The organism is Flectobacillus roseus (genome assembly GCF_030056595.1).
In the GTDB taxonomy this organism is placed as follows: domain Bacteria; phylum Bacteroidota; class Bacteroidia; order Cytophagales; family Spirosomataceae; genus Flectobacillus; species Flectobacillus roseus.
Window position 1 is genome coordinate 1 of the sequence record NZ_JASHIF010000003.1, and the last position, 12,033, is coordinate 12,033.

Annotated in this window: 13 protein-coding genes and 3 tRNA genes; 10 read left to right on the forward strand and 6 right to left on the reverse strand. The window is 36.9% G+C overall.

Annotation, left to right across the window (positions count from 1 at the left end; translation table 11 throughout):
- Positions 1 to 97: 97 nt before the first annotated feature.
- A tRNA-Lys gene (locus QM524_RS04295) sits at positions 98 to 173 on the forward strand.
- A gap of 104 nt (positions 174 to 277) precedes the next feature.
- The gene (locus tag QM524_RS04300; RefSeq protein ID WP_283343643.1) at positions 278 to 778 is read left to right on the forward strand and encodes a hypothetical protein; all 501 of its coding nucleotides are present in this window, start codon (positions 278 to 280) and stop codon (positions 776 to 778) included.
- On the opposite strand, the gene holA is transcribed toward QM524_RS04300, so the two are convergent.
- Together holA and QM524_RS04310 are read right to left on the reverse strand one after the other, a co-directional pair.
- Entirely contained in the window at positions 755 to 1,774 is a 1,020-nt protein-coding gene (gene holA, locus QM524_RS04305) for a DNA polymerase III subunit delta (RefSeq protein ID WP_166578204.1), read from the reverse strand. The genes QM524_RS04300 and holA overlap by 24 nt on opposite strands.
- Positions 1,775 to 1,872: 98 nt before the next feature.
- Entirely contained in the window at positions 1,873 to 2,475 is a 603-nt protein-coding gene (locus tag QM524_RS04310) for an acyl carrier protein phosphodiesterase (RefSeq protein WP_283343644.1), read from the reverse strand.
- Between the two features lie 171 nt (positions 2,476 to 2,646).
- Here QM524_RS04310 and QM524_RS04315 point away from each other — a divergent pair, with 171 nt between their 5' ends.
- Positions 2,647 to 3,159 (forward strand): FKBP-type peptidyl-prolyl cis-trans isomerase, encoded by a 513-nt coding sequence (locus QM524_RS04315; protein ID WP_095166089.1) that lies wholly within the window; start codon positions 2,647 to 2,649, stop codon positions 3,157 to 3,159.
- Between the two features lie 51 nt (positions 3,160 to 3,210).
- On the opposite strand, the gene QM524_RS04320 is transcribed toward QM524_RS04315, so the two are convergent.
- The 3 genes from QM524_RS04320 to QM524_RS04330 form a co-directional block, all read right to left on the reverse strand.
- Entirely contained in the window at positions 3,211 to 3,690 is a 480-nt protein-coding gene (locus QM524_RS04320) for a deoxycytidylate deaminase (RefSeq protein ID WP_166578201.1), read from the reverse strand.
- 124 nt (positions 3,691 to 3,814) lie between these two features.
- Positions 3,815 to 3,888: transfer RNA gene (locus tag QM524_RS04325), tRNA-Met, on the reverse strand.
- A gap of 24 nt (positions 3,889 to 3,912) precedes the next feature.
- A tRNA-Met gene (locus QM524_RS04330) sits at positions 3,913 to 3,986 on the reverse strand.
- A gap of 297 nt (positions 3,987 to 4,283) precedes the next feature.
- Here QM524_RS04330 and QM524_RS04335 point away from each other — a divergent pair.
- Positions 4,284 to 4,676: an START-like domain-containing protein gene (locus QM524_RS04335; protein WP_095165263.1), complete on the forward strand. Its 393-nt coding sequence runs from the start codon at positions 4,284 to 4,286 to the stop codon at positions 4,674 to 4,676.
- A gap of 61 nt (positions 4,677 to 4,737) precedes the next feature.
- Here the strand turns inward: QM524_RS04335 and QM524_RS04340 are convergent, their stop codons facing one another.
- The gene (locus QM524_RS04340) at positions 4,738 to 5,142 is read right to left on the reverse strand and encodes a ribosomal maturation YjgA family protein (RefSeq protein WP_283343645.1); all 405 of its coding nucleotides are present in this window, start codon (positions 5,140 to 5,142) and stop codon (positions 4,738 to 4,740) included.
- Positions 5,143 to 5,237: 95 nt separating this feature from the next.
- Here QM524_RS04340 and QM524_RS04345 point away from each other — a divergent pair, with 95 nt between their 5' ends.
- The 6 genes from QM524_RS04345 to QM524_RS25975 all read left to right on the forward strand — a co-directional run bounded on the left by QM524_RS04345 (position 5,238) and on the right by QM524_RS25975 (position 12,031).
- Positions 5,238 to 6,086 carry a pirin family protein gene (locus QM524_RS04345; protein ID WP_283343646.1) on the forward strand — a complete coding sequence of 283 codons (849 nt, stop codon included), beginning with the start codon at positions 5,238 to 5,240 and terminating at the stop codon, positions 6,084 to 6,086.
- Positions 6,087 to 6,436: 350 nt separating this feature from the next.
- Positions 6,437 to 7,933: an LptF/LptG family permease gene (locus QM524_RS04350; RefSeq protein ID WP_283343647.1), complete on the forward strand. Its 1,497-nt coding sequence runs from the start codon at positions 6,437 to 6,439 to the stop codon at positions 7,931 to 7,933.
- A 55-nt stretch (positions 7,934 to 7,988) separates the two neighbouring features.
- A complete protein-coding gene (gene rpsO, locus QM524_RS04355) occupies positions 7,989 to 8,264 on the forward strand; it encodes a 30S ribosomal protein S15 (RefSeq protein ID WP_095165896.1) in 276 nt (91 codons plus the stop codon).
- A gap of 248 nt (positions 8,265 to 8,512) precedes the next feature.
- On the forward strand, positions 8,513 to 10,642 hold the full coding sequence (pnp, locus tag QM524_RS04360; protein ID WP_283343648.1) for a polyribonucleotide nucleotidyltransferase: 2,130 nt from the start codon (positions 8,513 to 8,515) through the stop codon (positions 10,640 to 10,642).
- A 233-nt stretch (positions 10,643 to 10,875) separates the two neighbouring features.
- Positions 10,876 to 11,739, forward strand: a complete 864-nt coding sequence (locus QM524_RS04365; RefSeq protein WP_026995355.1) for a sigma-70 family RNA polymerase sigma factor — start codon at positions 10,876 to 10,878, stop codon at positions 11,737 to 11,739.
- A gap of 127 nt (positions 11,740 to 11,866) precedes the next feature.
- On the forward strand, positions 11,867 to 12,031 hold the full coding sequence (locus tag QM524_RS25975; RefSeq protein ID WP_388047225.1) for a nitrilase-related carbon-nitrogen hydrolase: 165 nt from the start codon (positions 11,867 to 11,869) through the stop codon (positions 12,029 to 12,031).
- The last annotated feature ends 2 nt before the right edge of the window (positions 12,032 to 12,033 follow it).

Below are 12,033 nucleotides of genomic sequence, written 5' to 3' on the forward strand. Positions count from 1 at the left end.
CAGCGGGATCACGAAGATTGTCAGTGACAAATCTTCCCTTCGCCTCCAGAGTGAGGCTCTTTTATATATAGTGAAGAGGCTACGTGCCAAATCACACGATTCCGTAGCTCAGTTGGTAGAGCAATACACTTTTAATGTATGGGTCCTGGGTTCGAGTCCCAGCGGGATCACCAAAAGGTTCAGAGATTTCTCTGAACCTTTTTTTGTTTTACAGCTTTTATCTTTTTCTACACTATTTTTTATAATCTTTATTAAATGATTCAAAAAATAAACGATTATGAAGAAATTCTACTGCCTTGTATTTGTATGCTATTTCTCAAGTCTTTTTGAAAACAAAGCCTGCGAATGTCCACCACCCGTAATGGATGCCAAAGAGGCCTTTCCTCAATATAAATATGTATTTGAAGCCGTTTGTGAGAGTTCAAATGGTGATTATCCTTGGAACTATACTTTAAATATTTTGAGATGGTATAAGGGGAGAAGCTGGAAGTTGAGACTCAATAGTGAGGCGGATGGCTGTGGTAAAATACCTAAAATTGGTAAACGCTGGTTGGTATTTGCCAATAACCTAGAGGACCGCTCCCTCATTAATATGTGTTCGCCATCGATAGGTTATCTTGATGATATGCCAGCTCCTTTCTTGCCAACTACTACTATCAGAGATAGAGTTTTTTATGCTAAGAAACATTTTTGCAGAAATATATTCCTTTATAACAAAATGAGAGCCGATTTAGAGCGGCTCTCCTTGAAGACTTTAATGCAAAATACGAAACGTTAGTTCTTTTAATTTATCGCCATCTGAGCTTGAGCTAGACTCTATTCCTTTGGCTTGTAGCTCTATTTGTTTGATGTCGTGAATAATTTGTATGACTTTAGGTAAATTGTAATTCCTGATGGTTTGAACGTAGTCTTTGGCAAAGAATGGATTAATCCCTAAGAAGCTTGCCAATCCCTTATCCGTCTTGTCCGAGTGCGTGTGTGCAAGCAATACCTTACTGAAGAAATTATACATCAATAGAATCATTGGAGGCAATGGATTGTCTTTCGGATTGGATGCGAAAAACTGTACAATTTGATTTGCTTTTAGTACATCTCTTTGAATAAGCGCTTTTTGAAATTCAAAATAGTTATATTCCTTACTAATTCCTACAAAGCGTTCTACTACCGCAGCATTGATTTCCTCGTCTATTTTAAGATTAATAACAATTTTATCAATTTCGGAAGCCAATCGCTTTAAATCATTCCCAACATTTTCTACCAGCATCTGGACTGCTTTGGGACTAATTTTCACCCCAGATTCATGACAATGTTCAATTACCCAGTCTGGGATTTTGTTGTCATACATCTTTTTAGAGGTCATAACCGTACCCGATTGATCTATTGCTTTGACCCAAGCCTTTCGTTCGTCAACTGAATCTTTGCTCGCCAGTACTAAAATAGTTGAAGCCAATGGGTTTTTGGCGTAGCCTTCAAGTACAGCTTGCATATCCTTTTGCTCAATTCCTTGAATGCTTTGCGCTTCTTTCACAATGACCACCTGCTTTTCAGACATCATTGGAAATCGCTTGGCATAGGACATAATACTTGGTACTGTATGGTCTTTGCCGTAGATAATATACTGATTGAAACCCTTATCGGCAGCCGATAGGGCATTTTCTTCGATGAAGTCTACTACTTTATCAATAAAATACGGTTCGTCACCGTGGAGTAAATAAATAGGTTGAAAGTGTTTTTTCTTTACTTCTTTAAATACCTCTGCAAATAATTTCGGCATACTATTCTGGGGCTTGGACTCTTATTTTACAAAGATACAACATCAAGTGTTTGATTTCTATTAGGTATCTTGTTGAACAAATTAATTTTCCAGAGATTTTAGAAAATGGGATTTTCGATAAATTTTTGACAATGGTATTGTATTTCTGGAAAAAACTGAAAAAAATCCTCTTCAAACTCTTGATACTGAGAAGTTAATATTTCTGTGGCGTTCTCGATGCCCGATTCATATTTTAAGCGAGAAGAAATGCCTTTTAATGACCATTTTAATCCCTCTAAATTGGCATAGTTAGTCAACCAATCCCTGGAGGTCATGGAAATAATCATTCGATCGAGTGCTGCAGGAAGTTCATCCTCGCGTTTTTGAAGTATTTGGTAAAAATTGGCACTAAAATCTTCTAATTCGATAGCAGAGAATTGATGGAAGTTTTTGGCAAAAATATGATCGTAAAACATATCAATCACAATACCCGAAAATTTATGATACCGATGTCTGATTCTGCTAATGCTTTGTTTTACGATGGGATGTTGATCTGTGAATGAATCAATTTGACGGTGAAGGGCTATACCCAAAATGATATCCTTATTGTAAGATGAATCATGTAGTTTACTTAGGTGACCTTTCACATAATCACCCAAGAAATTTCCAAGAATAATGTCTTCATTATCCCCAGATAAATATATATGTGATAAGTAATTCAACTTTTTAAAGAATTTTGATGTTGATACCTTATAAAGTTAAGGAAAAAAGATTACGTTTGTAAAATAAACGAAGACTCATCCAGATTCTTTCAAACAAGTTATAACTCTTGCCGATGATAGCAATAGCTTGTTTTAGTATATATTCGCATCGGTACCAAACACTTAGATATAATGCAAATTTCAAACGCTAAAGTTGTGTCATTGACTTATCAATTAACAGTGACAGACAAAAATGGTGACCGTGAGTTAGTAGAAACAGTAGAGCAGGAGCACCCAATGGTATTTATCCACGGCATGAGTGGTTTGCCAGAAGCTTTCGAAGATAAAATTGCTGGTCTTTCAGCTGGAGATACTTTTGAATTCTCAATTCCTGCTGAAGAAGGATACGGTGAGTATGATGCTTCAGCGGTAGTAGAATTACCAAAAGATATTTTCAAGGTAGATGGCGAGTTAGTTGAGGAAATGTTAGAAGTTGGTAACTTCCTTCCAATGACTGACGATCGTGGTAACCGTCTTCAGGGCCAAATCATCGAAGTTGGTGAAGATTTTGTTAGAATGGACTTCAATCACCCTTTGGCTGATAAAGAAATGTTTTTCAGTGGAGCTATCTTGAGCGTAAGAGAAGCAACTGAATCTGAATTAGACCACGGTCACGTTCATGGTGAAGGTGGTGTTCATCATTAATACTGATGATAACAAAAAAGTCGCATAGTGTGAGCTATGCGACTTTTTTGTTTATTTAAACAAATGAGACAGTCGATTTTTGTCATATTGAATCACTTCTACCCCAAATTTTCTCAAAAAATCAACCCCTTCATCTGCGGCTAATCCCTTATATTGTGCATATGAGTCTAGAAATACCACCTTGCTGATTTTCATGGAGAAAATTATTCTTGCACAAGCAATACAAGGCGATAATGTCACGTATAAAGTGGCGCCATCTACTTGAGAACCATTTTTGGCAGCAAAAAGAATGGCATTTTGTTCGGCGTGGAGTGCCAAGGAGCAACTTCCTTTGGAGTCGCGAGCACATCCATGTTCTGGAAATTCTTCATCACAATTATGTGTACCCGATGGTGGGCCGTTGTAACCAATCGAGATAATACGAGTATCTCTTGCTAACACAGCACCTACTTGTGCTTTAATACAATGTGAACGTTTGGCGATATTTACAGCCAATTCCATGTAAATATCATCAAATTCGGGTTTTGCCATGATGTGTTATAAGATTAGGGAAACAGATTGGGGATATACTGGTTGTAAATACGACAAGAATTTGAAGCTAATTTACAAGATTTTATAAAAAAAAAGCCTTTCTGTAAAAGAAAGGCTTTTCTTGTAGCGGGGAGCAGAATCGAACTGCCGACCTTTGGGTTATGAATCCAACGCTCTAACCATCTGAGCTACCCCGCCAAGGGGCAAATTGTAAAAATTTAGTAGCGGGGAGCAGAATCGAACTGCCGACCTTTGGGTTATGAATCCAACGCTCTAACCATCTGAGCTACCCCGCCTTGTTTTTCGTGATGCAAAATTAGACAATTATTCTATCGGAGGCAAGTGATTTAGAGCATTTTTCTGAAAATAATTCGTAACGTATATGGTTACTTATTGGTATTCAGTGTATTATGTAAAGCAAAAAAAGTGAAAATATTTTTTTTACGTTAAATTATAGTGTTATATTTTAAGTGTTTGATTTACAGTTGTTTGTGTATTATTTTTAGGCGTAGAGGAGTAAAGATGTTATAAATACTTGCATATTATCTAGATAATTATACCTTTGCCAAAAAGGTAAATTTAAATTCTTGCGTATGAGTAAGCACAAGTTTGTTATTGAGTTCGAATTAAGAGCATCTCCTAAAGTTTTGTTCCCGTATGTTAGTTCTGCTTCGGGTTTGCAGCAGTGGTTTGCGGAGAAAGTAACATTGAAGGATAGCTCTACTTTCGACTTTGTTTGGGATGGTGAAAGTCACATTGCCAAATTGTCTCAATTACGATTAAATAAATCCGCAAAGTTTGATTTTGTTCCTTCTAACCCCGACGACCGTGATCATAATTATCTCGAGTTCAAAATGGATGTTAGTGATTTGACTGGCTCAACCTATTTAAAAATCATTGACTATTCTGCAAATTCGGATGAAGAGGAGTTGACTGAACTATGGGAAGATTTAATTTTTAAATTGAAAGAAATCGTAGGTAACTAATGGTAACCCCAAATGCTAGTTGATGAGATATGAAATAATCTTGCCAACTAGCATTTTAATTTTAGCGAGTATGATTTCTCTTCAAAAAGAGCATAATACTCAAATATCCCAGCGTATATGCTAGGATATCAAGCCATGAGAAGGCACTTCCAATCAGCATTGACATAATTTTGTACTTTGCTAATCCTGTTTTTTCTAGAAAATTAATTTTTTGTAACAGTTCTAGAAAATAAGCTACTCCTAATGCTCCAGCTGCTAGTTGCTTATCATATTGCTTTGTGCGATAATAGAAACACTTCAAAAATGTATACGCAAATATCACCGCAATAAAGTCCCCAAAAAAAGGTCTAAAGAATGCATCATGGGCATAAAGTGCCAAATAAGCCTCATAACCGAATAATACGATACTAATAAAAGGATAAAGTGCACACTGATATGATGCGGCTTTGAAGAATGGAGTTTTCATTTGGCGTTATTAAAGATGTTTACCTATTTACAATGAAACTGAATGGCATTTTTTCTAGTTAAGAAAATATAACATGCGTTTCGCACTTCAAAGATATGAGAAATATTAAACAAATTCATCAGCCTCATTATGCACCCATTCGTGATTTGGTAACTTATGGGGTAATACCAACTAGAACCTTAGATTATCTGGATCCATTTCTTTTCTTAAATCATCATGGGTATCAGGTATATCCCAAAAACAATCAAGGTTTACCATTTGGTCCTCATCCACACAGAGGAATGGAAACGGTAACTTTCATATTGGATGGTGATATCAAACACCAAGATAGCACTGGACACAGCAGTGTAATGAAACAAGGAGGGGTTCAATGGATGACTGCTGGAAAGGGGTTAATCCATGCAGAGACTTCTTCAGAAGAGTTTATGAAGGAAGGAGGGCCTCTTGAAATACTTCAATTGTGGATTAACCTACCCGCCTCCCATAAAATGATGGAACCTCAATACAAAGGTTTGGACAAAGAGGATATTCCTACAATTACTAAAGATGGCGTTTTGGTACAAGTTTTGTCAGGCAACGTAGCAGGAGTACAAGGTCCTTTTGAATCTGTGACTGGTGTCACTTTTACCACAGTAAGTTGCGCAGCAGGTTCTACTTGGAGTATGGATATCCCTGCTGAGGATACAATCTTCTTCTATGTTGTTAGAGGAAATATTAGAATGAATGGTCGTTCGATTGAAAAGCGAAATCTAGTAGAGTTTGAATATCAAGGAGGTATGGTGTCTTTTGATGCAATAGAGGATTCTTATATATTACTGGGGCATTGTAAGCCACTTGATGAGCCCGTAGTTTCACAAGGACCATTTGTAATGAACACAGAGGAAGAGATTTATCAGGCTTACTCCGATTATCAAAGAGGATTATTTGGAAGATGGAACTTTTAAGAGAATAATCTTTCGGGATTACGTATAATACAAAGGGTATCTTGAATATTTTTCTAGATACCCTTTGTAGGTATTTACAGAGAACAGTTAATTATGAGAAATATCCAATTTTTACAGTAAAGCTATTCATTGTCATGGCATTAGCGATTTCCTAATTCTTAAAGTTTCTTAAAACTTATTTTAACATTAAAATTCTTCGCAACAGATTTCGTTAATTTGATTGAAAAGAAATCAGGTAGACAGACCAAGCCCTTAGAAAATTCATCATGGTATAATTTTGTCTCTCGGTTTAATTGACTAAAATATTGCTCAAGAAATGGTAACTTTGCGATGCAAATTATTGTGGATGTATGAAAAAACTAGATAAGCTTATCCTCAAGGCTTTTTGGGGACCATTTTTATTAACCCTGACTGTTGTAATATTTATATTTTTGATGCGCCTAATCGTGGTTTATTTTGCTGATTTATTCGGGAAAGACTTGGGCGTGGAGTTATATTTTGAATTATTCTTTTATTTTAGTCTAATTACCATTCCTATTGCATTGCCTCTGGCCATGTTGATATCCATGCTAATGACTTTTGGTAAGCTTGGAGAATTTTTCGAACTCACCGCTATCAAAAGTGCAGGTATCTCTATCAGTCGAGCATTACGTCCGATGTTTGTGGTGGCAGTATTAGTAGCAGGTTTTTCATTTTGGTTTAATAATGTACTTTGGCCTTGGGCAAACCTCAAAGGGTATCGTTTGCTATATGACATAAAAACTACTAAGACAACTCTGAATATTAAGGAAGGTATTTTTTACAATGAATTACCTGGTTATAGTATTAAAGTAAATAAGAAATTTCCTAATGGTAAATCCTTGAAAGGCGTCATCATTTATGATCACTCCAAAAATGATGGCAATAAACATGTCACTATTGCAGATTCGGCTTTGATGTATACCATTATGGACAAGCAGTATCTTGTTTTTGAGCTTTACAATGGCCACGATTATGTGGACGATGCTGATAGGTCTTCTGGAGCTGATGCCACAGACTTCGTTTCTCACTCTTTTTCTAAAAGTAAAGTAGTTATGAGTATGTCAGCGTTTGATATGCACAAAACCGAGGAAGATCAATTTAAGCACCATCAAATTATGAGAAACGTGCTTCAATTGGGAAAAGATGCCGATTCGTTATCACGACTAACAACAGATTACCGAAAAAACTTTTTTGAGGCTGCGAAGTCATACTATATATATAGTTTAAAATCTTTGCCAGCTACTATTACCCCAGAGCAGAAGGCGATCATGAAAAACCAAGGGAATTGGGTGAGTAAAATAATTACGAAAAAAATTAAGCCTAATCCTTATGAGCATTTAGATTTTGCGGTTTCTCAAGCAAAAAATATGATTTCATTTGCCGAAAGCAATGTATTTACCATTACTTCTAAAAATGAAGATTTGCGTAAAACCAATTGGTTTTGGCATCAGAAATTTACGGATTCGATTGCCATTTTCGTTATGTTCCTGATTGGAGCACCTTTGGGAGCCATTATTAAGAAAGGCGGATTCGGAATGCCAGTCGTTGTGGCCATATTTTTCTTCATTCTTTCTTATGTAATGACGCAACAAGGCAAGAAGCTTTCTGAAGAAGGAAAAGTAATGGTACAAGTAGGCGCCTGGACTTCCAATTTGATATTATTTTCGATAGGCATGTATTTCTTTAATAAGGCTCGCCATGATTCACGTTTGTTTGAATCTGATGTTTATGTGATGGCAATGGCCAAATTGAAGGAAAAAATAGGTTCTCAAGCAACATTAAGAAAAATATTTTCTAAAATCGGGATGAAATTTGCAAATAACTAAGAAAATTCCTATTTTTGCACGTTTACAAAAATTCATTAATTTAAACTGGTTGAAGATGTATTTAACTTCAGAAAAAAAGCAAGAGATCTTTGAATCTAAAGGTCACTCGAAGTCTAAAATCGATACTGGTTCTGCTGAGTCACAAATTGCATTGTTTACTTTCAGAATCAATCATTTGACAGAACACTTGAAAATCAATAAGAAAGACCACTCTACTCGTTTAGGTCTTTTGAAATTGGTAGGTAAGCGTAGAAGCTTACTTGACTATCTTATCAAGAAAGATATTACGCGTTACAGAGCTATCATTGCTCAGCTTGGCATTAGAAAGTAATTTACTTTCAGCAAACAGGGAATTCTATCTAATAGGGTTCCCTGATTGCATAGACGGAGATCGTCTTCCTCTCTTCTATTTGGGTCTTCGTTAATAGTTGATAGTTATGTTAATCGTGAAGCAGCCATTCATCATCAAACTACACTATTGGCAATTGACGATTCACTATTAATGACTGCAAATCCAACAAAATCCTTTTACATTTCGTTGATATAATAGTAGCGTAAAAGGTAATAAGCAAACAATTTATGGCGTTTAACGTAATTACGAAAAAAATCACAATGCCTGATGGTAAAGAAATTACCATTGAAACAGGCAAACTCGCGAAGCAAGCCGATGGGGCTGTTGTAGTGAGAAGCGGAAATATGATGCTTTTGGCAACGGTTGTTGCTAACCAAACACCAAAGGACGGTGTTGATTTTTTACCTCTTTCAGTAGATTACCAAGAGAAGTTTGCTTCTGCTGGTAAAATCCCTGGAGGTTTCTTGAGAAGAGAATCAAAGTTGTCAGATTATGAAGTATTGGTAAGTAGATTAGTAGACAGAGCTTTACGTCCTACTTTCCCTTCTGATTTTCATGCAGATACACAAGTTATGATTAACTTGATCTCTGCTGATGCTGAAGTGTTACCAGATGCTTATGTTGGTCTTGCAGCAGCAGCAGCTTTGGCAGTTTCAGATATTCCTTTCAACGGTCCTATCTCTGAAGTTCGTGTTGCTAAAATTAACGGTGAGTATATCGTTAACCCTGAAACTTCAATCTTGAAGGATGCAGAGTTAGAGCTTATCGTAGCAGCTAATGCCAATGATATTTTGATGGTTGAAGGTGAAGCAAATGAAGTTTCTGAGCAAGAAATGCTTGAAGCGCTTCGTTTGGCTCATGCAGCTATTCAACACCAGTGCGTTGCCTTGAAAGAACTTGAAGCAGAAGTTGGAAAAACTCAAAAACGTGAGTACAAACATGAAAATCACGACGAAGAGTTAAGAAAATATTTATGGGATACTTATTTCGATCGCTATTATGAGGTTGCAAAATTAGCAAATCCGAGTAAAAAAGGACGTAGAGATTCTTTTAAAGCTATCGAAGACGAATACTTCGCTTCATTACCAGAGGATTCTACCGTAAACAAAAGCTTGGCGAAATGGTATTTCCACGATATCGAGAAGGAAGCGGCTCGTCAATTAGTGTTAATCGAACGTTATCGTTTGGACGGTCGTAAACTTGACGAAATTCGTACTATTACAAGTGAGGTTGATTATTTGCCAACTCCACACGGTTCAGCTGTTTTTACAAGAGGAGAAACTCAATCACTTACGACGGTTACTCTTGGAACAAAATTAGATGAGCAAATTGTAGACCAAGCAATGGTATCAGGATACAACCGTTTCTTGTTGCACTACAACTTCCCAGGATATTCAACAGGTGAGGTAAAACCAAACCGTGCTCCTGGTCGTCGTGAAGTAGGACACGGAAACTTAGCGATGCGTGCTTTGAAAAAAGTATTGCCTCCAGATGCTAAAAATCCATATACAATTCGTATCGTATCAGATATCTTAGAATCTAATGGTTCATCATCAATGGCGACTGTATGTGCAGGAACGCTTGCGTTGATGGATGCGGGTGTACCTATCAAAGCGCCAGTTTCTGGTATTGCGATGGGCCTAATCTCAGATCCTAAAACAGGTAAGTATGCAGTACTTTCTGATATTTTGGGTGACGAAGATCACTTAGGTGATATGGACTTCAAAGTAACAGGTACAACCGAAGGTATCACTGCTTGTCAGATGGATATTAAAGTTGACGGTTTGTCTTACGAAGTATTGACAGAAGCTTTGGAACAAGCAAAACAAGGTCGTTTACACATTTTGAGTAAAATGCAAGAGACTATTGCTGAGCCTCGTAGCGACTACAAACCACAAACTCCAAGAGCTACTGTAATCAGAATCTTGAAAGAGCAAATTGGTGCGGTAATCGGGCCAGGTGGTAAAGTTGTTCAAGATATTCAAAAACAATCTGGTGCGACAGTAACTATCGAGGAAAAAGAAGATGGCGGTTATGTATCAATCTTCTCTGCGAACAAAGCAGCGATGGATATCGCCGTTAAAATGGTTAAAGGAATTGTAACAATTCCTGAAGAAGGTGAAGTATACGATGGCGTTGTTAAATCAATCATGCCATTCGGTGCATTCGTTGAATTCTTGCCAGGTAAAGACGGTCTTTTACATATCTCTGAAATCAAATGGGAACGTCTTGAAACAATGGACGGTGTACTTGAAATCGGAGAGCAAGTAAAAGTGAAGTTGATTGAAGTTGATAAGAAAACAGGTAAATACCGTTTGTCAAGAAAAGTTTTGTTGCCAAAGCCTGAGAAGAAATAGAACGAACTTGAGGTTATTTACGTTATTTTTATAACGAATTAAACTATATTGTTAAATTTGTTTCCTACCAAACAGTTATATTCTTCACTTATATAACTGTTTGGTATATACTTTTCAGGAAGTGCTATTTGAGCTAAAGAATATTGTAACAACTTGTTTTTGTATATTCTCCTCAAAAAACTCTTTATTCCTAATTGTTAACCTACTAAGAACTTTAAGAGGTAGTAACTAATATGAGACAGCTAAAAATTAGTAAGCAGATCACCAACCGAGAATCACAATCACTCGATAAGTATTTGCAAGAAATTGGCAAGGTAGATTTGCTAACGCCAGAGGAGGAGGTTATTTTAGCTCAGAAGATTCGTGAAGGAGATCAACTTTCCTTGGAAAGATTGACCAAAGCGAACCTTCGTTTTGTGGTGTCTGTTGCTAAGCAATATCAAAACCAAGGCTTAAGCTTAGGTGACCTTATCAATGAAGGTAACCTTGGTTTGATTAAAGCAGCTCAAAGATTTGATGAGACTCGTGGATTTAAGTTTATTTCTTATGCGGTATGGTGGATTCGTCAGTCAATTCTTCAAGCTTTGGCAGAGCAATCACGTATCGTGCGTTTGCCACTCAACCGTGTGGGCTCTTTGAACAAAATTTCAAAGACGTTCTCTGAGTTGGAGCAAAAGTTTGAACGTGAGCCAACACCAGAAGAACTAGCTGAAGTACTCGAAATCACTACTGGAGAGGTTGTAGACACTTTGAAAATCTCTGGTCGCCATGTGTCTATGGACGCACCATTCGTTCAAGGAGAAGAAAACTCTTTGTTAGACGTTTTGGAAAATGATGGCGAAGACAAACCAGATAGCGGCTTGATTAACGACTCACTTCGTCGTGAAGTACAACGTGCTTTATCAACATTAACTCAACGTGAAGCAGACGTAGTGACGCTTTACTTTGGTTTGAATGGTGAGCATGCGATGACTTTGGAAGAAATCGGTGAGAAGTTTAACCTAACTCGCGAACGTGTACGTCAAATCAAAGAGAAAGCAATTCGTAGATTAAGACATACATCAAGAAGCAAAGCGCTCAAAACTTATTTGGGCTAATTGCTTACAATGCCTTTTCAGAGCCTCATTTATGAGGCTCTTTTTGTTTATGGGAAATACTAAAGAAAAAGTACACAGTAGAATAGTAATGTGAGAGTGTTAACAAAAGGAAGTCATTGATATAATTATGAAAATAGCTGTAGCCCAATTACGACCATATAAGGGTAATACATATTCAAATATTATAAAGCACCAACAACTAATTCATCTAGCTATTTCGCATAAAGCTGACGCCATATTTTTTCCTGAACTATCAATCAAATCACCAGTTATGAGCCTAAGCTTGCTCTAGCA

What these genes read in the sequence shown, in the direction of transcription:
- QM524_RS04345 (WP_283343646.1), top strand. Translation starts at nt 5,238, where the DNA reads ATGAGAAATATTAAACAAATTCATCAGCCTCATTATGCACCCATTCGT.
- QM524_RS04340 (WP_283343645.1), bottom strand. Translation starts at nt 5,142, where the DNA reads ATGAAAACTCCATTCTTCAAAGCCGCATCATATCAGTGTGCACTTTAT.
- QM524_RS04300 (WP_283343643.1), top strand. Translation starts at nt 278, where the DNA reads ATGAAGAAATTCTACTGCCTTGTATTTGTATGCTATTTCTCAAGTCTT.
- rpsO (WP_095165896.1), top strand. Translation starts at nt 7,989, where the DNA reads ATGTATTTAACTTCAGAAAAAAAGCAAGAGATCTTTGAATCTAAAGGT.
- holA (WP_166578204.1), bottom strand. Translation starts at nt 1,774, where the DNA reads ATGCCGAAATTATTTGCAGAGGTATTTAAAGAAGTAAAGAAAAAACAC.
- QM524_RS04350 (WP_283343647.1), top strand. Translation starts at nt 6,437, where the DNA reads ATGAAAAAACTAGATAAGCTTATCCTCAAGGCTTTTTGGGGACCATTT.
- QM524_RS04365 (WP_026995355.1), top strand. Translation starts at nt 10,876, where the DNA reads ATGAGACAGCTAAAAATTAGTAAGCAGATCACCAACCGAGAATCACAA.
- QM524_RS04320 (WP_166578201.1), bottom strand. Translation starts at nt 3,690, where the DNA reads ATGGCAAAACCCGAATTTGATGATATTTACATGGAATTGGCTGTAAAT.
- QM524_RS25975 (WP_388047225.1), top strand. Translation starts at nt 11,867, where the DNA reads ATGAAAATAGCTGTAGCCCAATTACGACCATATAAGGGTAATACATAT.
- pnp (WP_283343648.1), top strand. Translation starts at nt 8,513, where the DNA reads ATGGCGTTTAACGTAATTACGAAAAAAATCACAATGCCTGATGGTAAA.
- QM524_RS04335 (WP_095165263.1), top strand. Translation starts at nt 4,284, where the DNA reads ATGAGTAAGCACAAGTTTGTTATTGAGTTCGAATTAAGAGCATCTCCT.
- QM524_RS04315 (WP_095166089.1), top strand. Translation starts at nt 2,647, where the DNA reads ATGCAAATTTCAAACGCTAAAGTTGTGTCATTGACTTATCAATTAACA.